The sequence below is a fragment of the Bradyrhizobium japonicum USDA 6 genome, from assembly GCF_000284375.1.
GTDB classification, from domain to species: Bacteria; Pseudomonadota; Alphaproteobacteria; order Rhizobiales; family Xanthobacteraceae; genus Bradyrhizobium; species Bradyrhizobium japonicum.
The window spans coordinates 7,131,226-7,156,606 of the sequence record NC_017249.1 but is presented as its reverse complement, the minus strand read 5'-3'; the positions used below and the strand labels follow the sequence as shown (position 1 = coordinate 7,156,606).

The window sequence follows — 25,381 nt, the reverse complement described above, 5'->3', positions numbered from 1 at the left end:
CACCAGGCAAAGGGAGCCTCACCCTGGTCGGGCAAGGCTCCTCTGTCGAGACGTATCAGGCCGCGACGCGGGTCGGTGCAGCCTTGCCGGCCTGACGCTTCGGCTTGGTCATGACGTGGGTGGTGTAGAGGGTCATGCCGGTGAAGGCGAGGCCGCCGACGAGGTTGCCGAGCACGGTCGGGATCTCGTTCCAGATCAGATAGTCCATGATCGAGAACTTTGCGTGCAGCATCAGGCCCGACGGGAACAGGAACATGTTCACGACGGAGTGCTCGAACACCATGTAGAAGAACACCAGGATCGGCATCCACATCGCGATGACCTTGCCGGGGACCGAGGTCGAGATCATGGCGCCGACGACGCCGGTCGAGACCATCCAGTTGCAGAGCATGCCGCGCAGGAACAATGTCGCCATGCCCGCCGCACCGTGCGCGGCATAGCCCAGCGTTCGGCCTTCGCCGATATTGCCGATGGCGGTGCCGATCTTGTCGGGATCCTGCGTGAAGCCGAACGTCGTGACGAAGGCCATCATGAAGGCCACGGTGAAGGCACCGGCGAAGTTGCCGGCGAAGACGAGGCCCCAGTTGCGCAGCACGCCGCCAAGGGTGACGCCGGGGCGCTTGTCGATCAGCGCGAGCGGCGAGAGCACGAACACGCCGGTCAGGAGGTCGAAGCCCAGCAGATAGAGCATGACGAAGCCGACCGGAAACAGGAGCGCGCCAACCAGCGGCTGGCCGGTGTTCACGTTGATGGTGACGGCGAACCAGGCGGCGAGGGCGAGGATGGCGCCGGCCATGTAGGCCCGGATGATGGTATCCCGGGTGGACATGAAGATCTTGGACTCGCCCGCATCCACCATCTTGGTGACGAATTCCGAAGGCGCGAGATACGACATCAATGGTTCCTTTTGCTTCGTAAGTGAGATCGACACGCCCGAGAGAGCGCAGCTGAACATCATTGGCCGTGCGGACAGCTCTGCCGCGCACGAGGGTTATGAAAGGTCTGGAAGCCTTGGGAATCGCGTCACGAGGACTGAGCCGGGAGGGCCGCGAGGCAGTTGAGCTTCCGGGATGCAGCCGCCAGAGGCTGCACCCATGCGGCAAGCCGCAGTCTTCGTTGACGTCGGTGAAGAAGCAAGTTGCGTGCCCTGTGGGTGCGTTGGAAAAGGCGAGCGATATCAATCGGATGCTGCGCGCGTTGATCTGGTTTTTGCGGACGCGCGGCCTTTTGCTTGGGCGACTGCATAAGATTTGTGCGGCGCACAAGGAATGAGCAATTCGCAAGTTCCGCGTGCGCAGCAAGCCTGCGACAGTCTGGCGCGGCGTCAGTAACCCATTCATTCTTCGATATTTTTTGAAGTGGCGGGCTTGGCATGAAGCTTGAATCATTCAAGCCGACGCCATTGAAGCCGTCCCGCGAGACTTCTCATCCGATTTGCCGACGCCACCAGACGGGGGTCTCCCCCGCCATGCGTTCGCACGCGCCTCTTTCTGGCGTCACGGACGGACGGGCCGCTCGCGCGCACTGACGCCATCAATTCTGCAACGATGCAAAGGACGACACTGCCTATGACCAAGCGCACCCGCCAGCCCTCGGGCCTGAGCCGCCGTCAATTGTTGAAGGCCGCCGGCAGCACCACCGCTCTTCTCGCCGCCGCCAAGCTGAATTTCCCCGCCGGCGCCTTCGCGCAGGACGCAGGCCCCGAGGTCAAGGGCGCCAAGCTCGGCTTCATCGCGCTGACTGATGCTTCGCCGCTGTTCGTTGCGAAGGAGAAGGGCATCTTCGCCAAATACGGCATGCCTGATGTCGAAGTCCAGAAACAGGCCTCCTGGGGCACCACGCGCGACAATCTCGTGCTCGGCTCCGAGGGTAACGGCATCGACGGTGCCCATATCCTGACCCCGATGCCTTACCTGATCTCATCGGGCAAGGTGACGCAGAACAATCAGCCGACGCCGATGTACATTTTGGCGCGGCTCAATCTGAACGGCCAGTGCATCTCGGTCGCGAAGGAATATGCAGACCTCAAGATTGGCGTCGATACGACGCCGTTCAAGGCTGCGCTCGAGAAGAAGAAGGCCGGTGGCAAATCGGTAAAGGCCGCCATGACTTTCCCGGGCGGCACGCACGATCTCTGGATTCGCTACTGGCTCGCCGCAGGCGGCATCGATCCCGACAAGGATATCGAGACCATTGTGGTTCCGCCGGCACAGATGGTGGCGAACATGAAGGTCGGCACCATGGACGCGTTCTGCGTCTGCGAGCCATGGAATTTGCAGTTGATCCATCAGCAGATCGGCTACACGGCACTGACCACGGGCGAACTCTGGGACAAGCATCCGGAGAAGTCGTTCGGTATGCGTGCTGCCTATGTCGACAAATATCCGAAGGCCGCGAAGGCGCTGCTGATGGCCGTGATGGAAGCCCAGCAGTGGTGCGAGAAAATGGAGAATCGCGAGGAAACGGCGGCGATCTGCGCCAAGCGGCAGTGGATCAACGTCCCGGTCGAGGACGTCACCGACCGTATGAAGGGCAAATTCGACTACGGCACCGGTCGTGTGGTCGAGAACTCGCCGCAGCAAATGCGCTTCTGGAAAGACAATGCTTCCTATCCGTTCCAAAGCCACGATCTCTGGTTCCTCACCGAGGACATTCGCTGGGGCAAGTACGAAGCCGGCTTCGACACCAAGGCGCTGATTGCCAAGGTGAACCGCGAGGACCTCTGGAAGGATGCGGCCAAGACGCTGGGCGTTGCGGCCGCTGATATCCCGGCCTCGACCTCGCGCGGCAAGGAGACCTTCTTCGACGGCAAGGTATTCGATCCCGAAAATCCGGCTGCCTATCTGAAATCGCTCGCGATCAAGCGCGTCGAAGTCTGATGGAGCCCGCGGCCGCCGTCAGGCGGCCGCGTCGTCCTTTGAAGCCGGAGAGGGATTTTCAATGAACATGCCTGCCACGAAGATTGAGGTTGAGACTGCGACGCTTGCGGGCGCTGCCGCGCCGGTCGTCGCGATGACGCCGAAGCGGCCGCCGCGCAGCGAGGCCTACGCGCGTATGGCGAGGGAGACCGCCGTGCGCGTGATTCCGCCGCTGGTCGTGATCGCGCTGCTGACACTGGTGTGGGAGCTAGTCTGCCGCCGCGCCGGCTCGGCGCTGCCGCCGCCGTCAAAGGTGTTCAAGGACACCAAGGAATTGATCTTCGATCCGTTCTTCGATCATGGCGGCATCGACAAGGGCCTGTTCTGGCATCTCTCCGCCAGCCTCCAGCGCGTCGCGCTAGGCTACTCGCTCGCCGCCATCGCCGGCATCGGGCTCGGCGTGCTGGTCGGGCAGTCGGTCTGGGCGATGCGCGGGCTCGATCCGCTGTTCCAGGTGCTGCGCACCATCCCGCCGCTGGCCTGGCTGCCGCTGTCGCTCGCGGCGTTCCGCGACGGCCAGCCGTCGGCGATCTTCGTCATCTTCATCACCTCGATCTGGCCGATCATCATCAACACCGCGGTCGGTATCCGCAACATCCCGCAGGACTACCGCAACGTCGCCGCGGTGGTGCAGCTCAATCCGCTCGAGTTCTTCGGCAAGATCATGATCCCGGCGGCGGCGCCCTACATCTTCACGGGCCTTCGCATCGGCATCGGCCTGTCCTGGCTCGCCATCATCGCAGCCGAAATGCTGATCGGCGGCGTCGGCATCGGCTTCTTCATCTGGGACGCCTGGAATTCCTCGCATATCAGCGAGATCATCCTGGCGCTGTTCTATGTCGGCATCGTCGGCTTCGTGCTCGACCGCCTGATCGCGGGCCTCGGCAAGATCGTCACCCGCGGCACGGCGCAGAACTGAGGGAGAAGGGCACATGACCGCCTATCTGAAGCTCGACCATATCGACAAGGTCTTTACCCGCGGCGCCGCCACCACGGAGGTGCTGAAGGACATCAACCTGACGATCGAGAAGGGCGAATACGTCTCGATCATCGGCCATTCCGGCTGCGGCAAGTCGACCCTGCTCAACATCATCGCAGGCCTGACCGGCGCCACCACCGGCGGCGTGCTGCTCGAGAACCGCGAGGTCAACTCGCCGGGTCCCGATCGCGCCGTGGTGTTCCAGAACCACAGCCTGCTGCCGTGGCTGACCGTCTACGAGAACGTCAAGCTCGGCGTCGACAAGGTCTTTGCCAGGACCAAGTCCCGCGCCGAACGCGACGCCTGGGTCATGCACAATCTCAACCTGGTGCAGATGGCCCATGCCAGGGACAAGCGTCCCTCGGAAATCTCCGGCGGCATGAAGCAGCGCGTCGGCATCGCCCGAGCGCTGGCGATGGAGCCGAAGGTCCTGCTGCTCGACGAGCCGTTCGGCGCGCTCGACGCGCTGACCCGCGCGCATCTGCAGGACTCGGTGATGGCGCTGCATCAGAAGCTCGGCAACACCATTCTGATGATCACCCACGACGTCGACGAGGCGGTGCTGCTATCCGATCGCATCGTGATGATGACAAACGGGCCGAGCGCGCGCATCGGCGAGGTACTGGAGGTGCCGCTCGCACGTCCCCGCAAGCGGCTCGATCTCGCGACCAACTCCACTTATTTGAAGTGCCGCCACCGCGTGCTCGAATTCCTCTACGAGCGTCATCGCTTCGTCGAGGCCGCGTAAACGAAGGTTTAATGTGGAAGATCAGCGCGCCTAAATAATCGACACCTCGCTCAATCCTTGTGCGCCGCACAAGGATTGAGCGAATCGCAAAATTTGCGAGCGAAATACATCTGGAGGAATTTCGGGCAACGCGAACAAGCCCCTGAATTCCCTGTATTTCCCGAACGCGCGCAATTGGCACGGAAATTGAAGTACCTTTTCCGACGCCAACGACGACGTCCCTCAACATCATCAATCAGCATCGTGAACTCGCCACCGGGGCATGGCCTCGGCGCGCGCCTCCGCGTGGAGGCTGAGCCTGCAACGACGCAGCGGTGAGCCAAGAAGGGATTATCAATGACGACGAATCCGACTCGAAATCCGACGTGGATTTCTGATTGGCGCCCCGAAGACGAGGCGTTCTGGAATGCGGGCGGCAAAGTGATCGCCCGGCGTAACCTGATCTGGTCGATCGTGGCCGAGCATATCGGCTTCTCCGTCTGGCTGATCTGGAGCATCGTCACCACCAAGCTGCCGCAGGCGGGCTTCCACTACACCACCGACCAGCTGTTCCAGCTCGTCGCGGTGCCGGGGCTGATCGGCGCATTGATGCGCTTTCCCTACACGTTCGCGGTCACGACTTTCGGCGGCCGCAACTGGACCATTTTCAGCGCGGCTATCCTGTTCATCCCGACGCTGTCGCTCGCCTATTTCGTCAGCCAGCCCGACACGCCGTTCTGGCTGATGCTGCTGATCGCATCGACCGCGGGTCTCGGCGGCGGCAATTTCGCCTCCAGCATGACCAACATCTCCTTCTTCTTTCCTGACCGGATGAAGGGATGGGCGCTGGGGCTGAACGCGGCCGGCGGCAATATCGGCGTCTCCAGCGTGCAGCTATTGACCCCGATCCTGATGACGCTCGCGGTCATCAACCTGTTCCAGGCGTCCCCCGTCGACGGCATCTTTCTTCAGAACGCCGGCCTGATGTGGGTGCTGCCGATCGCGATCGCGGTGTTCGGCGCGGTGTTCTTCATGAACAACCTGACCACAGCCAAGGCGTCGATCAAGAACCAGCTTGCCGTGGTCAAGCGCAAGCACACCTGGATCATGGCGTATCTCTATATCGGAACGTTCGGCTCCTTCATCGGCTACTCGGCGGCGTTCCCGCTGCTGATCAAGACGCAGTTTCCGGCGATCTCGATCTCGATCGCGTTCCTCGGGCCGCTGGTCGGTTCGCTGTCGCGACCGCTCGGCGGCTTGCTCGCCGACAAGATCGGCGGCTCCATCCTCACCTTCTGGAATTTCATCGCGATGGCGGCGGCGACGGTCGGCGTGCTCTACTTCGTCGGGCACAAGGACTTCACCGGCTTCCTTGCGATGTTCCTGATCCTGTTCGTGACGACGGGCATCGGCAACGGCTCGACCTACCGCATGATCCCCTCGATCTTCCGCGAGCAGAACCTGTTCAGGGTGCGCGGCAAGGGCGATGCGGCGCGCGCGGCGGCCTTGAAGACCGCGAGCATCGAGAGCGGTGCGGCGGTCGGCTTCATCGGCGCGATCGGCGCGGTCGGCGGCTATCTGATCCCAACCGGTTTCGGCAAGTCGATTGCCATGACCGGCGGACCGTCGCTCGCGCTCGCGATCTATCTCGCTTTCTACGCGTCCTGCCTCGGACTGACCTGGTGGTTCTACCTGCGTCGCAGCCCGCAGGGTGAGGGCGCGTCAAGCCTCGCGGAAGCGCGAGTCTGAGTTTGGCACGAATGTCGCTTCTCCCCGTGCGCGGGGAGAAGACTCTCTGATGACGTTTGACCCATGAACCTTGTTCGCAACGGCGCGGACAAAGGCAGACCGAAACAGACAGGAGAACATCATGACTTCAGAACAGATCGCCCTCGTCCAGCAGAGCTTTTCCAAGGTCGCGCCGATTTCAGAGGCGGCCGCGGTGCTGTTCTACGATCGCCTGTTCGAGGTGGCGCCGTCCGTGCGCGCGATGTTTCCCGAGGACATGACCGAGCAGCGCAAGAAGCTGATGGGCATGCTCGCCGCCGTGGTCGGCGGCCTGTCGAAGCTCGAGACCATTCTTCCCGCGGCCTCGGCGCTCGCCAAGCGTCACGTCGCCTATGGCGCCAAGGCCGAGCACTATCCGGTGGTCGGCGCGACCTTGCTCTGGACCCTCGAGAAGGGCCTCGGCGAGGCCTGGACGCCCGAACTCGCCACGGCCTGGACCGACGCCTACGGCGTCCTGTCCGGCTACATGATTTCCGAGGCCTACGGCGCACAGGCGCAGGCCGCCGAATAGGAGATGCCTTGTGAGTGAACCGCTGGTCATCGTCGGTAACGGTATGGCGGCCGCGCGTCTGGTCGACGAGCTCGCCAAGACCTCGCTCGGCCGCTACGCGGTCGCGGTGATCGGCGAAGAGCCGCGGCTCGCTTACAATCGCGTGCTGCTCTCCTCCGTGCTGGCCGGCGAGACCGGCTCACACGAGATCGAGCTGAGGCCGGCCGACTGGTGGCGCCATCGCGGCGTCACCGTGCGCTACGGCTACCGCGTCACCGAGATCGACACCGGCCGCCGCGAGCTCAAGATCGAAGGTGAAGAGAGCGTCGAATATTCCAAGCTCGTGCTCGCCACCGGCTCGACGCCGCTGCGGCTCAACGTGCCGGGCGCCGATCTCACCGGGGTGCACACCTTTCGCGATACGCGCGACGTCGATCTGTTGCTGACGCTGGCTGCGGCGAAGAAACGCGTCGTCGTGGTCGGGGGCGGCCTGCTCGGGCTCGAAGCGGCCTATGGCCTCGCGAAAGCCGGCGCGCCGGTGACGCTGCTGCACCTGATGGACCGGCTGATGGAGCGCCAGCTCGATCTGCCGGCGGCGGACCTGCTGAAGACGCTGGTCGAACGCAAGGGCATCCGCATCCTGCTCAATGCCTCCACCGCCCGCGTTCACGGCGACGGCCATGTCGAGGCCGTCGAGCTTGCCGACGGCACGCGCATCGAGGCGGATGCCGTGATCTTCGCCGCCGGCATCAGGCCGAATGTGGCGCTTGCCAAAGAGGCGGGCATCGCGGTCAACCGCGGTATCGTCGTCAACGACGAGATGCAGACGGCCTCGCCCGACATCTACGCGCTCGGCGAATGTGCCGAGCATCGCGGCACCTGCTACGGCCTGGTCGAGCCCGCTTACGAGCAGGCGCGCGTGCTGGCGCGGCATCTCGCCGGACGTCCCGCCGCCTATCAGGGCAGCGTGGTCTCGACCAATCTGAAGGTATCCGGCGTCAGCGTCTTCTCCGCCGGCGACTTCATGGGCGGGGACGGCAGCGAGAGCCTGGTGCTGTCAGACCGCAGGCGCGGCACCTACAAGAAGCTCGTCATTGCCGACGGCCGGCTCACCGGCGCGGTGCTGATCGGCGATACCGTCGATGCGCTCTGGTATCTCGAGCTGATCCGCAATCGCGACAAGGTGACGGCGATCCGCACCGACATGATGTTCGGCCGCGCGCTGGCGCGTCCCTCCAAGGCGGCTTGATAAGGCAGCTCGATATGACGGCGATCGATCCCACGCTCCGCGCCACCAAGACGACCTGTCCCTATTGTGGCGTCGGCTGCGGCGTGCTGGCGACGCCCGACGGCAACGGTGGCGCGGCGATCGCGGGCGACCCGGATCATCCCGCCAATTTCGGCCGGCTGTGCTCCAAGGGCTCGGCGCTCGGCGAGACCGTCGGGCTGGAGAGCCGGCTGCTCTATCCGATGATCCGCTGCAAGGGGGTGATGGAACGCGTCGCCTGGAGCGATGCACTCGACCACGTCGCCCATCGCATGCAGCACATCGTAGCGCGCGACGGCGCCGACGCGGTCGCGTTCTATCTCTCGGGTCAGCTCCTGACCGAGGACTATTACGTCGCCAACAAGCTGATGAAGGGCTTTGTCGGCACGGCCAATGTCGACACCAATTCGCGGCTCTGCATGTCGTCCTCGGTGGCCGGCCATCGCCGTGCCTTCGGTGCGGACACCGTGCCGGGCTGCTACGAGGATCTCGACCAGGCCGACCTTCTGGTGTTCGTCGGCTCGAATGCCGCCTGGTGCCATCCGGTGCTGTTCCAGCGCATGTTGAAGAATCGGCAGGAGCGCGGCGCGCGCATGATCGTGATCGATCCGCGCCGTACCGACACGGCCAGCGATGTCGATCTGTTCCTCGGCCTCAAGCCCGGTACCGACACCGCGCTGTTCTCCGGCCTGTTCGTCCATCTCGCCGACAATGGCGCGCTCGACCAGGATTACATCGCGCAGAACACGTCGGGCTTCGATGACGCGCTGGCGCGCGCGCGCAACATCGCCGGCAGTGTCACCGCGACCGCGCTGGCGACGGGCCTGTCCGAACAGGACGTCGCCGCCTTCTTCAAGATGTTCCGCGACACCGAGCGCGTCGTCACGCTCTACTCGCAGGGCGTCAACCAGTCGGCGCAGGGGACCGACAAGGTCAACGCGATCCTGAACTGCCATCTCGCCACGGGGCGCATCGGCAAGCCGGGCGCCTCGCCGTTCTCGCTCACCGGCCAGCCCAACGCGATGGGCGGCCGCGAGGTCGGCGGCCTCGCCAATATGCTCGCCGCACACATGAGCTTCACGCCGCCGGACATCGATCGTGTGCGGCGGTTCTGGAAGGCGCCGCGCATCGCGACCCATGAGGGATTGAAGGCGGTGCAGTTGTTCGAGGCAATCAACCGCGGCGAGGTCAAGGCGCTGTGGGTGATGGGCACCAACCCCGCGGTGTCGCTTCCCGATGCGGATTTCGTGCGTGAGGCGCTGAAGAAGCTCGAGCTGTTTGTCGTCTCCGAGAACGTGCTCTCCAACGACACGGTCGAGGCGGGGCCGCATGTGCTGCTGCCCGCGCTAGCCTGGGGCGAGAAGTCCGGCACGGTGACCAACTCCGAACGGCGCATCTCGCGCCAGCGCTCGTTCCTGCCGGCGCCGGGCGAGGCGCGGCCCGACTGGTGGATTCTGAGCGAGACCGCAAAGCGGCTCGGCTTCGGCGACAGCTTCAACTACAAATCCGCCGCTGATATTTTCCGCGAGCATGCCGCGCTCTCGGCGTTCGAGAACGATGGTAGCCGCGATTTCGACATCAGCGGGCTCACCTCGCTGTCCGATGAAGCGTTCGATGCGTTGAAGCCGGTTCAGTGGCCGGTGCGCGAGGGGCAGGCGTCGAGCGAGCGCTTCTTCGCGAGCGGCGGCTTCTTCACCAATGACGGCAAAGGCCGCTTCGTCGCGCCGGAGGTGCCGTCACTGCGCGGCGAGACCGGCCCGTCGCGCCCGCTGCGGCTCAACACCGGACGCATCCGCGACCAGTGGCACACCATGACGCGCACGGGGCTGAGCCAGCGTCTCGGCGCGCATCTGCCGGAACCGTTCGTCGAGATCCACCCTGATGATGCCAGCAAATACGGCATCTTGCATGACGGCTACGCCCGCATCACCACCGATTACGGCCAGTGCATCCTGAAGGTCGTCGTCAGCGACCGTCAGCAGCGTGGCACGCTGTTCGCGCCGATCCACTGGAGCGCGATGAACGCCTCGCACGGCCGCGTCGGGGCGCTCGTGCAGTCCTTCACCGATCCGTTCTCGGGCCAGCCGGAGTCGAAAGCCACGCCGGCGGCGATCTCGCCCTATGAATACGTCTTCCGCGGCTTCGCGCTGTCGCGCAAACAGCTCGATCTGCCGCCGAACCTGATGTGGACCCGTGTCACGGTTACGGGCGGCTTCGGCTATCTCTTCGCCGACAATGCGGATCTGTCGCGCTGGCCGGCCTGGCTCGACGGCGTCGCCGGTGAGGACGTCGCCGACTATCGCGACTTCGGCGGCGGCGTTTATCGCGCGGCCTCGTTCGCAGGCGACCGCATCGAGACATGCCTGTTCGTCGGCCCCGCGCATGACGCCGGCGACTGGGAGGTGGTGAAGAGCCTGTTCGTGGCCGACCACGTCACCGACGAGCAGCGGCGCATGCTGCTGTCAGGCAAATCGACGGAGGGCGCGGCCTCGACCGGCCCCATCGTCTGCGCCTGCTTCGGCGTCGGCCGCGGCACCATCTGCGACACCATCGCGAGCGGCGCGCGCACGGCGGCCGAGATCGGCGCCAAGCTCAAGGCCGGCACCAATTGCGGGTCATGTATCCCCGAGCTGAAGCGGCTCATCGCGACGACGGAAGTCGCTCCGGCGAAGCAGGCGAAGGTCGCGGCGGGGTAGGGGATCTCTCCAGACTGGGAGGCGGTCTCGTGCCCCGGACGTTGCGCAGCACGAAGTGATGCGCTGCAGAGCCGGGCCCATCTAACAGCAGAGTGTTTGGCCATTCTGGGTCCCGACTCTGCGCAGCAGCGTTTCACGCTGCAGCGCATCCGGGACACGAGAGTGACGTGGACGCAGCCATGTCCTTCGCCCAATCGACGCGCCCGCGATTGTGCCCTATGTTCCCGCGCACTCCCCCTCAACAGTCACAAAAACAACAAATGATGTACCTGGAAACGCCGCCGCGCCTGATCGAAACCAAGATCTTCTCCACCATGCCGGACCAATTCCGCCGCAAGGGCGTGCGGACCGATTGGGCGGAGGCCAACCGCCCGGGTGTGCCGACCGATAGTTTTGTCGAAGGGCCGTCGTTCGACAAAGACGGCAACCTCTACATCGTCGACATTCCCTTCGGCCGCATCTTCCGCATCGCGCCTGATGGCGCGTGGTCGCTCGTGATCGAATATGAGGGCTGGCCAAACGGGTTGAAGATCGCCGCCGACGGCCGCATCCTCGTGGCCGACTACATGCACGGCATCATGGAGCTCGACGCCGGGGCAGGGCGCATCAGGCCCGTCCTGACCGCGCGCAACTCGGAATCGTTCCGTGGCTGCAACGATCTGCATCTCGCCTCCAACGGCGACATCTTGTTCACCGATCAGGGCCAGACCGGCCTGCACGACGCAAGCGGCCGTGTCTATCGCCTGACGCCGGGCGGCCGGCTCGATTGCCTGCTCGACACCGGCATCAGCCCGAACGGCCTGGTGCTCGACCCCAGCGAAACCGTGCTGTTCGTCGCCATGACCCGCGACAATGCGGTGTGGCGGTTGCCGTTCATGAAGGACGGCAGCGTGTCGAAGGTCGGCCGCTTCTGCTCGCTGTTCGGCACCAGCGGTCCTGACGGCATGACCATGGACGCGGCCGGTCGCCTGTTCGTCGGCCACGCCTCGCTCGGCCACGTCTTCGTGTTCGCGCCGAACGGAGAGCTGATCGCGCGGATCAAGTCGTGCGCGGGTCCGAGCTGCACCAATGTCGCCATCGGTGGCGCGAAGAAAGATCGGCTCTATATCACGGAGTCAGGGACCGGCAGCGTGCTGGTTGCGGATATCAGCGGATTGTGAGCTTTGACATGAACACAAAACCCTTCGGCAGGACCGGCGCGAACGTCTCCGTCATCGGGCAGGGCACCTGGTATCTCGATCATGGCGACCGCAAGCGCGCGATCGCGGCGCTTCAGCGCGGGCTCGATCTCGGCATGACCCACATCGACACTGCCGAGATGTACGGCGATGCCGAGCTCGTCATCGCGGATGCAATCGCAGGCCGCCGCGATGAGGTGTTCCTTGTCTCGAAGGTGCTGCCGAGCAACGCCTCGCGCGGCGGCACCATCACGGCGTGCGAACGTTCGCTGAGGCGGCTGAAGACCGATCGTCTCGACTGCTATCTGCTGCACTGGCGCGGTTCCTATCCGCTCGAGGACACCGTCGCGGCGTTCGAGGAGTTGGTGAAGGACGGCAAGATCAAATCCTGGGGCGTCTCCAATTTCGACGCCGACGATCTCGACGACATTCTCGACGTCTCCGGCGAGGGCCGCATCGCGTGCAATCAAGTGCTCTATCATCTCAAGGAGCGCGCGATCGAGCATGCGGTGATCCCGTGGTGCGAGAAGCATGGCGTCGCTGTCGTCGCATACTCTCCGTTCGGCCACGACGATTTTCCCGCAAGCAGCAGCAAGGGAGGCGCGGTGCTGGCACGCATCGCGGAGGCGCGTCGTGTGACACCGCGGCAGGTCGCGCTGAGCTTCCTCACCCGTGCAACTACGGTGTTCGCGATCCCGAAGGCCTCGTCCGCGGAACATGCCGGCGAGAATGCGGCGGCCGGCGAGCTCGTGCTGACGAAAGAGGAGATTTCGGCGCTCGATGCGGCGTTTCCGCGCGGTCCGAAACCGCGCAGTCTGCCCATGCTGTAGTGCACAAACGCCTATTATTAATGGAGTATTGACGCGCGGGGTCGTCAGCGCATATCGGCATCCTGTTTTCGGAAGTTGTGAAAGCGGCGCAATTGTCGTTTTTACGATCGTTCCCGAATCGTCGTTTTCCCAGGTTCCAGCCGTGACACCGCCGCCCGCCGCAGCCGCAAGGCTCGACAGTATTCCCATGCCCGTGCCGGAGAAGAAGCAGGAGGCTCGCCGCGCGCCTGCGCGCGTCGATCATCCCTTCAAGGGCATCGCGCTGGTGCTGCTGTCGACGGTATTCCTTGGCTGCTCCGACGTCACCGCGAAGTATCTGTCGACGAGCCTGCCGTCGATCGAGATCACCTGGATCCGCTTCGTGACGTTCGCGCTGATGTTCACGCCGGTGATGCTGCCGGGCTCGCCGCTGCATGCCATGCACACCGAGCGCCTCGGCCTTCAGCTGATGCGCGGTGCGGCGCTGCTCGGCTCGTCGCTGTTCTTCATCACCGGGCTCCGTTTCCTCCCCATCGCGGAAGCCTCGGCCACCGGCTTCGTCTCGCCGCTGTTCGTCACCGCGCTGTCGATCATCTTCCTGAGCGAGAAGGTCGGCATGCGCCGCTGGATCGCGACCGCGATCGGTCTCATCGGCGTGTTGATCATCCTGCGTCCGGGCTCCAATGCGTTTCACGCCGCCGCGTTCTTCCCGATCATCTCGGCATTCTGCTGGGCTGCTGCGCTGATCCTGACGCGCATGATGAGCGGGCGCGAAGCCGTCCTCACCACCATGGCCTATTCGGCGCTCACGGGCGTTGCGATCCTCAGCCTGATGGTGCCGTTCGTCTGGGTGGCGCCGAGCTGGACCGCGATCGGGCTCGGCATCGTGATCGGCGTCGCGTCCACCGTGGGCCAGTGGATCATCGTGCTGGCCTATCGCTACGGCGATGCCTCGGTGCTGGCGCCGTTCTCCTACACGCAGTTGCTGTGGGTCAGCATTCTGGGCTTCTTCCTGTTCGGCGAACTGCCTGACGTCTGGACCGTCACTGGCGCTGCCTTCATCGTCGCCAGCGGTCTCTACATCGCCCATCGCGAGCGCATCCGCCGCGCCCAGCTGCTGGTGCTGGAAGAGCGTTCCCCGAACCCCTGACGCAAGTTCGCAGCTTCCGCTTCGTGCTATCAACGGCTCCAACAACACGGGAGGAGCCGGATGCGTGCTGCGATTTTCAGGAACGGTGAGATTGTCGTCGACCGGATGGCCGAGCCGAAGCCGGGCAACGGTCAGGTGCTGGTCAGGACGCTCGCCTGCGGCATCTGCGGCTCCGACCTGCACGCGCGCCAGCATGCTCCCCGCATGGTGGAGATGGCGAAGAAGACCGGGCGCACACCGATGGACCTGTCGCGCGACGTCGTGTTCGGTCACGAGTTCTGCTGCGAGATCGTCGATTACGGCCCCGGCACCGAACGCAAGCTCAAGCCGGGGACGCATGTCTGCTCGCTGCCCGCGCTGGTGACGGCGGAGGGCATCAAGGGGATCGGCTATTCCAACGATTTTGTCGGCGGCTATGCGGAGCAGATGATTTTGAGCGAGCCGCTGCTGCTCGAAGTGCCAAACGGTCTCGCGCCCGAACATGCGGCGCTGACCGAGCCGCTCGCCGTCGGCGTCCACGCCGTGGCGAAGGCCAACATTCGGGGCGGCGAGGTGCCGCTCGTGATCGGCTGCGGCCCGGTCGGCCTCGCGGTGATCGCGGCGCTGAGGATCAAGGGCCTGCACCCGATCGTCGCCGCCGACTATTCGCCAGCGCGGCGTGCGCTGGCGGCAAGGCTCGGCGCCGATATCGTCGTCGATCCCAGGGTGTCGCAGCCCTACGCGACCTGGGCCGAGCACGCGCAGATGTCGGAGGCTGAGAAGGCGGCGCGGCCGCCGTTCCAGGCCATGCTGCCGGCGCTGAAGCCCGCGATCATCTTCGAATGCGTCGGCGTGCCCGGCCTGTTGCAGCAGGTGTTCGAGGGCGCCCCGCGTGACGCGCGCATCGTGGTGGTCGGCGTCTGCATGGAGACCGACAGGAGCGAACCCATGCTCGGCATCATGAAGGAGCTCAACGTTCAATATGTGCTCGGCTACACGCCGGATGAGTTCGCGGCGTCACTGCGCCTGATCGCGGAAGGGCAGGTGGATGCGGCCGCGATGGTGACCGCTGAAGTGGGCATCGACGGTGTCGCGAAGGCGTTCGCTGATCTCGCCAATCCGGAGGCGCATACCAAAATCATCGTGCAGCCGTGGCGGTGACGGTGCCGTAGGGTGGGCAAAGCGTAGCGTGCCCACCATTCTCACCACGAACGCGGACGCATGGCGGGCACGGCGCGCTGCGCCTCTGCCCACCCTACGAAATCTCCGTCAGTATTTCGACGGCACGTACATCTCCGGCGGAATCGGGCCGCGGTGATAGTCGGGGTTGCGGACGCGGGGCGGCAGCACCACGGGCACGCGGGCGACCTCCTGGTACGGCATCTGGCTGAGCAGATGCGCGATGCAGTTGAGGCGGGCGCGCTTCTTGTCGACGGCGTCGACGATCCACCACGGCGAGTCCGGCAGATGCGTGTGCTCCAGCATCGTCTCCTTGGCCTTGGTGTAGGCTTCCCAGCGGCTGCGCGCCTCGACGTCCATCGGGCTCAGCTTCCACTGCTTCAGAGGATCCTTGATGCGCATGGTGAAGCGGAACTGCTGTTCGTCGTCGGTGATCGAGAACCAGTATTTGACCAGGATGATGCCGGAGCGGATCAGCATCCGCTCGAACTCAGGCACCGTCTTGAAGAATTCCTGGTATTGCTCGTCGGTGCAGAAGCCCATCACGCGCTCGACGCCGGCGCGGTTGTACCAGCTGCGGTCGAACAGCACGATCTCGCCGCCGGCCGGCAAATGCGACACATAGCGCTGGAAATACCATTGCGTGCGCTCGCGCTCGCTCGGGGCGGGGAGCGCGGCGACACGGCAGATGCGGGGATTGAGGCGCTGGGTGATGCGCTTGATGACGCCGCCCTTGCCGGCGGAGTCGCGGCCCTCGAACAGCACCACGACCTTCTTCTTCTCGCTCTGTACCCAGTCCTGGAGCTTGACCAGTTCGCCCTGGAGGCGGAGCAATTCCCGGAAATAGATCCTGCGATCTACCGTCGGGCGGAGCGCGTCCGTCTCGTCCAGCAGTTCGTCGAGCCTGCTGTCATCGAGCTCCATCTCCAGCTCTTCGTCGAGATCGTCGGTCATTTCCCGGATGATGCGCTCGCGTTTGGCCATTTCAGGGGTGCGATCGGATGCGGTCATGGGTCCTTCTTTCGGCAGGGTGCCTGTCGCCCGTGACCATCGGCGGGGTTTATTGCGCCCATGTGACGCCGGTTCCGAAATAGCCCGGCGGCGCCGTCAGACCGGCAGGGCGATCGAATATTTGACCTGGCTCAGCGCAAAGCTCGACTCGATCGAGGCAATGCCGTCGAGCCGGGTCAGCTTGGTCTTTAGGAAGGTCTCGTAGGAGGCGAGGTCGGCCGCCACCACGCGCAGGAGATAGTCGCGATTGCCGGTCATCAGATAGCACTCCAGCACCTCGTCCCATTTCGAGATCGCGCGGGCGAAACGGTTGAGATCCTCCTCCTTCTGCCGCGCCAGCTTGATCGAGATGAAGACGCTGACATGCAGCCCCAGCGCCTTCTGGTCGACGGTGGCGATGTAGCGGCTGATGACCCCGCGCTCCTCCAGCAGCTTGACCCGGCGATGGCAGGGCGACACCGAGAGCCCGACCTTGTCGGCCAGCTCCTGCATGGTCAGCCGGCTGTCGTTCTGGAGCAAAGCGAGGATTTTCCGGTCGATGGCGTCGAGGTCCGGCATTGGGATGAAACCTGTCTGAAGTGGGGATCTATTGGTAAGATATCCCAATATTTTGAGGCATGGCGCGAAAAATTGAGAAGTTTGGCGCCGCCGGCAGGCGTATCATCGTCCGACCTGTTTCCGGGAGCCATTGCCATGCCCGTTGATACCGCCCGTCTGGACACATTGACCGCGCTGGCCTGCAAGGCGCTGTGGCTGTCGTCATGGACCATCCATCACGCCAACCACATTCGCGCCAACGCGGACGGGCTCAAGGTCGGGGGACACCAGGCCTCGTCCGCCTCGCTCGCCACCATCATGTCGGCGCTGTATTTCAGCGTGCTGCGCCCTGAAGACCGCGTCGCGGTGAAGCCGCATGCGAGCCCGGTGTTCCACGCCATCCAGTATCTGTTCGGCCGGCAGACCCGCGAGAAGCTGGAGAACTTTCGCGGGTTCAAGGGCGCGCAGTCCTATCCCTCGCGCACCAAGGATGTCGACGACGTCGATTTCTCCACCGGCTCCGTCGGCCTCGGCGTCGCGCAGACGCTGTTTGCCTCGCTGGTGCAGGACTATGTCAAGGCGCATGGCTGGATGAAGGATCGCCGCGAAGGGCGGATGATTGCCCTTGTCGGCGATGCCGAGATGGACGAGGGCAACATTTTCGAAGCGCTCGCCGAAGGCTGGAAGCACGGCCTTCGCAACACCTGGTGGGTGGTCGACTACAACAGGCAGTCGCTCGACGCCGTCGTGCGCGAGGGGCTCTGGGAAAAGTTCGAGACCATGTTCCGCAATTTCGGTTGGGACGTGGTGATCGTGAAATATGGCCGCCTGATGCGTGAAGCCTTTGCCGAGCCGGGCGGCGAGGCGCTCAAAGCTTGGATCGACAATTGCCCGAACGCGCTCTACGCGGCGCTGTGCTTTCAGGGCGGCGCCGCCTTCCGCAAGCATCTGCACGACGAGATCGGCGATCAGGGCCCGATCACCAAGCTGATCGACAGGCGGAGCGATGAGGAGCTGCTGGCGCTGATGTCGAACCTCGGCGGCCACGACATGGCGAGCATGCTGGAGGCGTTCGAGTCGATCGATCACGATCGCCCGGTCTGCTTCATCGCCTACACCATCAAGGGCGTTGGCCTGCCGTTCCAGGGCCACAAGGACAACCACGCCGGCCTGATGACGGTCGCGCAGATGGAGAAATATCGCGAGAGCCAGAACATCCGTCCAGGCCACGAATGGGACAAGTACGAAGGCCTCGCGCAGGACGCTGCCGAGCTCGACGCCTTCCTCGCGCGCGTGCCGTTCAACCAGGACGGCCGCCGGCTGACCGCGCCCGTCGTCGAGGTGCCCCAGCAACTCGCGTTCAAGCCGTCGCCGCAGATGTCCACCCAGCAGGGCTTTGGCCTCGTGCTGAACGAGATCGCGCGCGGCGACAGCGAATTGGCCAGACGCATTGTCACGACCTCGCCCGACGTCACGGTCTCGACCAATCTCGGTCCGTGGGTGAACCGGCGCGGCCTGTTCGCGCGCGGCGAGAAGGCTGACTTATTCCGCAGCGAGAAAATTCCCTCCACGTTCAATTGGGACTTCTCGCCCAAGGGCCAGCATCTCGAGCTCGGCATCGCCGAGATGAACCTGTTCATCATGCTCTCGGCGCTCGGTCTGTCGCACCAGATCAATGGCGAGCGGCTGCTGCCGGTCGGCACGCTCTACGATCCCTTCATCGAGCGCGGCCTCGATGCGCTGAACTACGCCTGCTACCAGGACGCGCGCTTCATGGTGGCAGCGACGCCATCGGGCATCACGCTCGCGCCTGAAGGCGGCGCGCACCAGTCGATCGCGACGCCGTTGATCGGCATGGCGCAGGACGGGCTCGCCTCGTTCGAGCCGGCCTTCGTCGACGAGCTCGCCGTGATCATGGCGTGGGGCTTCGATCATATGCAGCGCGATCCGGGCGAGGGCGGCTCGGTCTATTTACGGCTCTCGACGCGCGGCATCGAGCAGGCGCAGCGGATCATGACGCCGGAGCTTGCGCAGGGCATCACCGACGGCGCCTATTGGCTGCGCAAGCCGGGGCCGAATGCCGAAGTCGTGATCGCCTATACCGGCGCGGTCGCGCCCGAAGCGATCGAGGCGACCGGCTTCATCGGCGAGAGCCGCCGCGACATCGGCCTGCTCGCGATCACCTCGGCGGATCGCCTGCATGCGGGTTGGACCGCTGCGCGGAAATTGCGGCGCGATCGGCGTGGCGTACAGCATCTCAGCCACATCGAAAAGCTGCTCGCGCCGCTGCCGCGCGACTGCGGCATCGTGACCGTGATCGACGGCCATCCCTCGGCGCTCGGCTGGCTCGGCAGCGTCCGCGGCCATCGCGCCGAGGCGCTCGGCGTCGAGCAGTTCGGCCAGACCGGCACCATCGCGGACCTCTACCGCCATTACGGCATCGATGCCAACGCCATCATCGATGCGGCGGAAAGCCTCACCACCGGCGCGCCGGTGCTGCACCGGAAGATGGCGGTGTAGTCGAGGTAACTAGCCCGTCATTCCGGGGCGACGCGTAGCGTCGAGCCCGGAATCCATAACCACGGTCGAGTATGGATTCCGGGCCCGCGCCAAGGGGCGCGTCCCGGAATGACATCGGCGGGAGCCTTGCCTCGTTCCCGCCATCGGCTCATATATCCTCCGTCCGCCGCAACGCTGGCCCCGCATATGGCGGGTTCAATTGCCGGCGCTTTCGTGCAAGGATGCCTGCCGAAACGCCCCCTCCAAGCCCCCAAGAAGAGGTTAACGATGGTCAATCGCATGCAATTCTACATCGACGGCGCCTGGGTCGATCCCGCCGTCAAGAAGTCCACCGCCGTGGTCAATCCCGCGACGGAAGAGGCGATGTACGAGGTTGCGCTGGGCTCCAAGGCTGACGTCGACAAGGCCGTCACTGCTGCCAAGCGCGCCTTTGCAACCTTCTCCCAGACCAGCCGCGAGGAGCGCGTCGCGCTGCTCACCAAAGTCATCGAGATCTACAAGGGCCGCCTCAAGGAGATCGGCGCTGCCGTCTCCGACGAGATGGGCGCGCCACTGCCGATGGCGGAGAAGCTCCAGGCCGGCGCCGGCCTCGGCCATCTCATGACCACGCTCGACGTGCTCAAGAACTACCATTTCGAGGAACCGGTCGGCACCGCCATGGTGCTGCGCGAGCCGATCGGCGTGGTCGGCATGATCACGCCCTGGAACTGGCCGCTGAACCAGATCGCCTGCAAGGTCGCGCCCGCGCTTGCCGCCGGCTGCACCATGATCCTGAAGCCGTCGGAGTTCACTCCGACCTCGGCTTTGATCTTCGCGGAAATCCTCCATGAAGCGGGCGTGCCGAAGGGCGTGTTCAACCTCGTCAACGGCCTCGGCCCCGAGGTCGGCGCCGCCATGAGCGAGCATCCCGACATCGACATGATCTCGTTCACCGGCTCGACCCGCGCCGGCATCGACGTGGCCAAGCGCGCCGCGCCGACCGTGAAGCGCGTCAGCCAGGAGCTCGGCGGCAAGTCGCCGAACGTCATTCTCGAAGGCGCCGACCTCACGAAGGCGGTGACCGGCGGCGTGATGCACATGTTCAACAACTCCGGCCAGTCCTGCAACGCGCCCTCGCGCATGATCGTGCCGCTGTCGAAGATGAAGGAAGTCGCCGCGATCGCGAAGGCTGTCGCCGACAAGACCAAGGCGGGCGATCCGCGCGCCGAAGGCACCACCATCGGCCCGGTCGTCAACCGCGGCCAGTGGGACAAGATCCAGGGCCTGATCAAGAAGGGCATCGACGAGGGCGCAACGCTCGTCGCCGGTGGCCCGGGCCTGCCCGAAGGCGTCAACAAGGGCTTCTATGTCCGTCCGACCATCTTCGCCGACGTCACGCCTGAGATGACCATCGCGCGCGAAGAGATCTTCGGACCGGTGCTGACCATCATCGGCTCCAAGGACGAAGCCGACGCGGTGCAGATCGCCAACGATACGCCCTATGGCCTTGCTGGCTACGTCACGGGTGCTTCGGTCGAGGACGCCAAGCGCGTCGGCCGGCAGATCCGCGCCGGCAACGTCAACCTGCAGGGCGTGCCGAACGACCGCACCGCGCCGTTCGGCGGCTACAAGCAGTCGGGCAACGGCCGCGAGTGGGGCAAGTACGGCCTCGAGGACTTCCTCGAAGTGAAGGCGGTTGCGGGCTTCAACGCGGCGTGAGCTTTAGCGCCTGAACAACAAGACGCCGGAGCGGGAAGCCGCTCCGGCGTTTTTTGTTCCGTCATTGCGAGGAGCGGAGCGACGAAGCAATCCAGACTGTCTCCGCGGAGAGATTCTGGATTGCTTCGCTTCGCTCGCAATGACGGAGGAGAGATTTCGTAGGGTGGGCAAAGGCGCGTAGCGACGTGCCCACCATCACGAGTCGGCAAGGAATGGTGGGCACGCTTTTCGCTTTGCCCACCCTACGAGACCGTCGCTGTGGAGAGCCTATCCCCCCAACGCACCCTGCGTGTTCACATACAGCGCGTAGATCGACTGGCTCGCCGCCATGAACAGGCGGTTGCGCTTGACGCCGCCGAAGCAGAGATTGGCGCAGCGCTCGGGCAGCGCGATGCGGCCGATCATGACGCCGTCGGGCGCGAACACCACGACGCCGTCGAGCTCGGGATCGCCCATGCCCCAGCCGCACCAGAGATTGCCGTCGATGTCGACGCGGAATCCGTCCGGCGTGCCGGGGCCGGCATCGACGAAGACGCGTTTGTTCGAAAGCTTGTCGCCGGAAGGTGAAACGTCATAGGCGAGAATTTTGCGGGTCGGCACGCCGCGGGATTCGATGAGGTAGAGGATCTTCTCGTCCGGCGAGAAGGCAAGCCCGTTCGGCCCAAGCACACCCTCGGCGACGACGGTGGCCTTGCGGGTCTCCGGGTCGAGCCTGTAGACGTTCATGTCGATCTCGGGCTCGGACTTGTAGCCCTCGTAATTGCCGAGGATGCCGAAGATCGGATCGGTGAACCAGATCGAGCCGTCCGATTTAACAACGACATCGTTCGGCGAGTTCAATCGCTTGCCATTGAATTGATCCATCAGCACGGTGATCTCGCCGTCATGCTCAGTGCGGGTCACGCGACGGCCGCCGTGCTCGCAAGTGACCAGCCGGCCCTGGCGATCCCTGGTGTTACCATTGGCGAAATTCGAGGGTTTTCGGAAATTCGAGACCGCGCCGGTCTCCTCCTCCCACTTGATGATGCGCTGGTTCGGGATGTCGCTGCAGAGCAGATACCGCCCGTCGCCGAACCACACGGGACCCTCGGCCCAGCGCAGGCCGGTCGCCAGCCGCTCCACGGCCGACAGCTTCAGCCAGTATTTTTCGAAGCGGGGGTCCAGTGCTTTTATCGCCGGATCGGGGTAATAGGTCGCCGGTCGCCAGCCTTGAGTGTGGGACGATGCATCGTTCATGTGCAGGTCTCTTTGTTGCGTTCCCTCTGTCCAAGTCTGCTAGCATCAGTTATCTACGGCCGCAAATCGGTCACCACAGGCGAGGGAAGACATGCCGCGTATTTTGATGACGGGAGCTTCGGGCGGAATCGGCACGAGCCTGCGAAAGCTGCTACCGCCGATCTATCCGGATCTCCTGCTCTCCGACATCAAGCCGCCCGCCGATCTCGGCGCGAACGAACAATTCAAGGCGGCGGATCTCGCCGATCTCGCGCAGTGCGAGGCGATCTGCGAGGGCGTCGACGGCATCATCCATTTCGGCGGCTATTCGGTCGAAGGCACCTGGGACCAAATCCTCCAGGCCAATATCATCGGCGGCTACAATTTGTTCGAGGCCGCCTACCGCAAGGGCGTCAAGCGCGTGGTGTTCGCCTCGTCCAACCACGCCGTCGGCTTCTATCCCCGCCACCACAGGATCGGGACCGACGTCACCCCGCGCCCCGACGGTCGTTATGGCGTCAGCAAGGTGTTCGGCGAGGCCGTCGGTGCGCTCTACGCCGACAAGCACGGCCTGAAGGTGACCTGCCTGCGCATCGGCAATTTCGGCGACATGCCGCTCGACCAGCGCCGGCTCTCGATCTGGCTGAAGCCCGACGACCTCGTGCAGCTCTGCCGCATCGGGCTCGAACATCCCGACATCCATTTCGAGGTCTTCTACGGCGCCTCCCTCAACGAGCGGGCCTGGTGGGACAACCACCGCGCCTACGAATTCGGCTATCGCCCCACCGGCCGCGCCGAGGATTTCCGCGAGCACGCGATGGCCGAGCAGGCCAAGCTGAAGCCGGATCCGGTCGGCGACCATTACCAGGGCGGCGCGTTCTGCAGCAACGAGTTCGACGGCGATGCGAGCCGGATCATCGACTGGAATAAGCGCTGAAATGCCATGCCCCCTCTCCCCGGTCATGAGGTGAGGGGGCCTCTCCGCGGCACTCGCCGGCATGCAGCCTAGTCCATGCCTTCATCGGGAATGTTCAATACGGTGCCACAAGCTTTGCAATGCACGGCGTCCACATCATGCCGCTGCAGGGCGCAAACCGGACAGGGGAAGCGTACCTTGGAGGGCGCGAGCAGTGCCTTGGCGAGATTCAGGAAAAGGGTCACGCCAAAGATCATGATGACGACGGTGATCAGGCGGCCGACGGTCCCGGGCAAGGTGATGTCGCCGAAGCCGGTGGTGGTCAGTGCGGTGACCGTGAAGTAGAGCGCGTCGGCATAGTTGGCGATCTGATGATTGTGAGACTTCTGCGTCTCGTAGACGATCCCGGTCATCACGAAGATGAACACGCCGAGGTTCGCGACGGCAAAGACCACTTCCTCATTTCGCCGGAAGAAGGGGCTGTCGATCCGGAGCCGCGCCACCATTTGGTAGTCGCGCAGCAGCCGCAAAGTTCGAAATGCGCGCAGGAAGCCGCCGGCCTCTCCGGCCAGCGGCGCAAGGAACGAAATGATGACGACGATGTCGGTCCAGGTCGAAAGTCGCGCCAGGTCATGCAGCGGTTGACGGCTGATGATCATCCGTGCGGCGAAATCCGCAAGGATCAGCACGCCGAACACGACATCGAGGGACTCGATGGCCCTGTTGCGAGGCAGGAACGAGGTCGCGATGATGAACAGAACCGTGACGATGTCCAGCGCGAGCAGGGCGTATCGGAATTTTATGCAGCCGAACGTGTCGCCTTCGTAAAGTTGCCGGATCCTGCCCTTCAGGGCCTCAAACGGGACGGCGACGGCGTCGAGCGGCCCATGTCTCTTCGTGCTGTTGCGATAAAATGCCATGGTCAGCGACCGCCGCGCCTATCTCGGTAGCCTACGCTTCCGAAGGATCGAGCATTTCGCCGATCTTGTTGACGGCGACATTGATCGACATGCCCAAATAGTCGCCGGGATCGCCGAACCACGAGCCGGTCAGCGGCACGGCCTGGCCCGGATGCCGCGCAATGGCCACCGGAATGAGGTCGAAGCCGACGCTCAAACTGTTGGTTGGATCGTAATCCAGCCAGCCGGCGCCGGGCAGGAATACCTGCACCCATGCGTGGGTCGCGCCGGAGCCGGTCATGCCCACGGCGCCGCCATCGAGCGCCGCATCATAGAGATAGCCGCTGACGAAGCGCGCGGCAAAGCCGAGCCGGCGCAAGGTCTCGATCATCAGCCAGGCGAAGTCCCGGCATGTGCCCGATTTCGTGCGCAGCGTTTCGCCGGGTGACTGTGTGCCTTCGGCATCTCTGCCGCGATAGCTGAAGTCGCTGCGAAACATGCCGAGCATTCGGCGCAGCACGTCGGCGGTCCGATCCTGATCGCCGGCAACGAAGCTCTTGGTCCACGCCGCATGGCTGCCGTCTGCATCGTCGGCGTGCGGGCACAGGTAGCCGGCAAGGTCGGTCCATTCGTCCGGGGTGTACTGCACGGGGACCTGCTCGGCCCGGGGCTCCAGCGGAAATGTCTCCAGACCCTTGATGCCGAAATAGACGCCACGAACCTTGAACGTGAATGTCAGCTCGCTGCCGGGTTCGCTGAAGTCCATCACCGTGACGGCATTGGAGCGGGAGTCGGTGACCCAATGCACCTTTGACGGCAGGCTGGTAGCTGCGGACCAGCGAAGCAGCCGGGTCGAGGCGCCGCGCCGCGGCAGGAACATCGCCCGGTGCGTGCCGAACGTCACCGGCTTTGCATAGCGGTAGGTCGTGGTGTGCGTGATCTCGCCAATGATCGCCATGCACTGATCCGCTTCGCATTGCGGAGCGCATTGAGCGCCTTCCCGCGCAAGAGAGAGCAGGCACCAGCTTTCGGCCCGGCCGCTTCCGCCCATTGATCTAGATCAACGTCGTTCCCGGGATCGTCTGGCCCATCAAGCGATCACGCATTCCTTCAGACGTTGATGTGCAAACCGACCGAATGGAGCGATGGACATGGGTATCCTTTGGACGATCATCATTGGATTTATCGTCGGCGTGGTCGCGAAATTCATCATGCCCGGCGACAAGTCCGAGCCCACGGGGTTCATCCTGACGACGGTTTTGGGAATCGTCGGCGCATTCGTCGCAACCTGGCTCGGCCAGGCCGTGGGATGGTATCGGTTCGGGGAGGGCGCCGGGTTCATCGGCAGCGTCGTCGGAGCCATCATCCTCCTCTTCCTGTACGGGCTTGTCATGGGTCGTCAGGGCCGCGCTTGAAAATCACGCT

Annotated in this window: 21 protein-coding genes; 15 read left to right on the top strand and 6 right to left on the bottom strand. The window is 64.3% G+C overall.

What is annotated here, in order from left to right; translation table 11 throughout:
- Positions 1 to 55 precede the first annotated feature (55 nt).
- Entirely contained in the window at positions 56 to 895 is an 840-nt protein-coding gene (locus BJ6T_RS33515; RefSeq protein WP_014497017.1) for a formate/nitrite transporter family protein, read from the bottom strand.
- 673 nt (positions 896 to 1,568) lie between these two features.
- On the opposite strand from BJ6T_RS33515, the gene BJ6T_RS33510 reads away from it, so the two are divergent.
- The 11 genes from BJ6T_RS33510 (at position 1,569) to BJ6T_RS33460 (ending at position 15,142) form a co-directional block, all read left to right on the top strand.
- Complete coding sequence (locus tag BJ6T_RS33510; protein ID WP_014497015.1) at positions 1,569 to 2,879, top strand: CmpA/NrtA family ABC transporter substrate-binding protein; 1,311 nt, start codon at positions 1,569 to 1,571, stop codon at positions 2,877 to 2,879.
- 61 nt (positions 2,880 to 2,940) lie between these two features.
- Positions 2,941 to 3,837 (top strand): nitrate ABC transporter permease, encoded by an 897-nt coding sequence (ntrB, locus tag BJ6T_RS33505; RefSeq protein WP_014497014.1) that lies wholly within the window; start codon positions 2,941 to 2,943, stop codon positions 3,835 to 3,837.
- 13 nt (positions 3,838 to 3,850) lie between these two features.
- Positions 3,851 to 4,645, top strand: a complete 795-nt coding sequence (locus BJ6T_RS33500) for an ABC transporter ATP-binding protein (RefSeq protein WP_014497013.1) — start codon at positions 3,851 to 3,853, stop codon at positions 4,643 to 4,645.
- Positions 4,646 to 4,981: 336 nt separating this feature from the next.
- Positions 4,982 to 6,373, top strand: a complete 1,392-nt coding sequence (locus BJ6T_RS33495; RefSeq protein ID WP_014497012.1) for an MFS transporter — start codon at positions 4,982 to 4,984, stop codon at positions 6,371 to 6,373.
- 121 nt (positions 6,374 to 6,494) lie between these two features.
- The gene (locus BJ6T_RS33490) at positions 6,495 to 6,923 is read left to right on the top strand and encodes a globin family protein (RefSeq protein WP_014497011.1); all 429 of its coding nucleotides are present in this window, start codon (positions 6,495 to 6,497) and stop codon (positions 6,921 to 6,923) included.
- Positions 6,924 to 6,933: 10 nt separating this feature from the next.
- Positions 6,934 to 8,151 carry an NAD(P)/FAD-dependent oxidoreductase gene (locus BJ6T_RS33485; protein ID WP_014497010.1) on the top strand — a complete coding sequence of 406 codons (1,218 nt, stop codon included), beginning with the start codon at positions 6,934 to 6,936 and terminating at the stop codon, positions 8,149 to 8,151.
- 14 nt (positions 8,152 to 8,165) lie between these two features.
- Positions 8,166 to 10,865, top strand: a complete 2,700-nt coding sequence (locus BJ6T_RS33480) for a nitrate reductase (protein ID WP_014497009.1) — start codon at positions 8,166 to 8,168, stop codon at positions 10,863 to 10,865.
- 263 nt (positions 10,866 to 11,128) lie between these two features.
- Entirely contained in the window at positions 11,129 to 12,025 is an 897-nt protein-coding gene (locus tag BJ6T_RS33475) for an SMP-30/gluconolactonase/LRE family protein (RefSeq protein WP_014497008.1), read from the top strand.
- Between the two features lie 8 nt (positions 12,026 to 12,033).
- Complete coding sequence (locus BJ6T_RS33470; protein WP_014497007.1) at positions 12,034 to 12,873, top strand: aldo/keto reductase; 840 nt, start codon at positions 12,034 to 12,036, stop codon at positions 12,871 to 12,873.
- A gap of 187 nt (positions 12,874 to 13,060) precedes the next feature.
- The gene (locus BJ6T_RS33465) at positions 13,061 to 14,002 is read left to right on the top strand and encodes a DMT family transporter (protein WP_014497006.1); all 942 of its coding nucleotides are present in this window, start codon (positions 13,061 to 13,063) and stop codon (positions 14,000 to 14,002) included.
- 60 nt (positions 14,003 to 14,062) lie between these two features.
- On the top strand, positions 14,063 to 15,142 hold the full coding sequence (locus BJ6T_RS33460; protein WP_014497005.1) for a zinc-binding dehydrogenase: 1,080 nt from the start codon (positions 14,063 to 14,065) through the stop codon (positions 15,140 to 15,142).
- Between the two features lie 108 nt (positions 15,143 to 15,250).
- Here the strand turns inward: BJ6T_RS33460 and ppk2 are convergent, their stop codons facing one another.
- Both ppk2 and BJ6T_RS33450 read right to left on the bottom strand, forming a co-directional pair.
- Positions 15,251 to 16,171, bottom strand: a complete 921-nt coding sequence (gene ppk2, locus BJ6T_RS33455) for a polyphosphate kinase 2 (protein WP_014497004.1) — start codon at positions 16,169 to 16,171, stop codon at positions 15,251 to 15,253.
- A 96-nt stretch (positions 16,172 to 16,267) separates the two neighbouring features.
- On the bottom strand, positions 16,268 to 16,729 hold the full coding sequence (locus tag BJ6T_RS33450) for an Lrp/AsnC family transcriptional regulator (protein WP_014497003.1): 462 nt from the start codon (positions 16,727 to 16,729) through the stop codon (positions 16,268 to 16,270).
- A gap of 135 nt (positions 16,730 to 16,864) precedes the next feature.
- Here BJ6T_RS33450 and BJ6T_RS33445 point away from each other — a divergent pair, with 135 nt between their 5' ends.
- Both BJ6T_RS33445 and BJ6T_RS33440 read left to right on the top strand, forming a co-directional pair.
- Positions 16,865 to 19,228 (top strand): thiamine pyrophosphate-binding protein, encoded by a 2,364-nt coding sequence (locus tag BJ6T_RS33445; protein WP_014497002.1) that lies wholly within the window; start codon positions 16,865 to 16,867, stop codon positions 19,226 to 19,228.
- Positions 19,229 to 19,495: 267 nt separating this feature from the next.
- On the top strand, positions 19,496 to 20,926 hold the full coding sequence (locus BJ6T_RS33440) for an aldehyde dehydrogenase family protein (protein WP_014497001.1): 1,431 nt from the start codon (positions 19,496 to 19,498) through the stop codon (positions 20,924 to 20,926).
- Positions 20,927 to 21,193: 267 nt separating this feature from the next.
- Here BJ6T_RS33440 and BJ6T_RS33435 read toward each other — a convergent pair whose 3' ends face one another.
- Positions 21,194 to 22,162: an SMP-30/gluconolactonase/LRE family protein gene (locus BJ6T_RS33435; protein WP_014497000.1), complete on the bottom strand. Its 969-nt coding sequence runs from the start codon at positions 22,160 to 22,162 to the stop codon at positions 21,194 to 21,196.
- 91 nt (positions 22,163 to 22,253) lie between these two features.
- Here BJ6T_RS33435 and BJ6T_RS33430 point away from each other — a divergent pair, with 91 nt between their 5' ends.
- The gene (locus BJ6T_RS33430) at positions 22,254 to 23,078 is read left to right on the top strand and encodes an NAD-dependent epimerase/dehydratase family protein (RefSeq protein WP_014496999.1); all 825 of its coding nucleotides are present in this window, start codon (positions 22,254 to 22,256) and stop codon (positions 23,076 to 23,078) included.
- Between the two features lie 68 nt (positions 23,079 to 23,146).
- Here BJ6T_RS33430 and BJ6T_RS33425 read toward each other — a convergent pair whose 3' ends face one another.
- Both BJ6T_RS33425 and BJ6T_RS33420 read right to left on the bottom strand, forming a co-directional pair.
- Complete coding sequence (locus BJ6T_RS33425; RefSeq protein WP_014496998.1) at positions 23,147 to 23,977, bottom strand: potassium channel family protein; 831 nt, start codon at positions 23,975 to 23,977, stop codon at positions 23,147 to 23,149.
- Between the two features lie 31 nt (positions 23,978 to 24,008).
- Positions 24,009 to 24,914 (bottom strand): transglutaminase family protein, encoded by a 906-nt coding sequence (locus BJ6T_RS33420; protein ID WP_014496997.1) that lies wholly within the window; start codon positions 24,912 to 24,914, stop codon positions 24,009 to 24,011.
- A gap of 193 nt (positions 24,915 to 25,107) precedes the next feature.
- Here BJ6T_RS33420 and BJ6T_RS33415 point away from each other — a divergent pair, with 193 nt between their 5' ends.
- The gene (locus BJ6T_RS33415) at positions 25,108 to 25,371 is read left to right on the top strand and encodes a GlsB/YeaQ/YmgE family stress response membrane protein (protein ID WP_028169758.1); all 264 of its coding nucleotides are present in this window, start codon (positions 25,108 to 25,110) and stop codon (positions 25,369 to 25,371) included.
- The last annotated feature ends 10 nt before the right edge of the window (positions 25,372 to 25,381 follow it).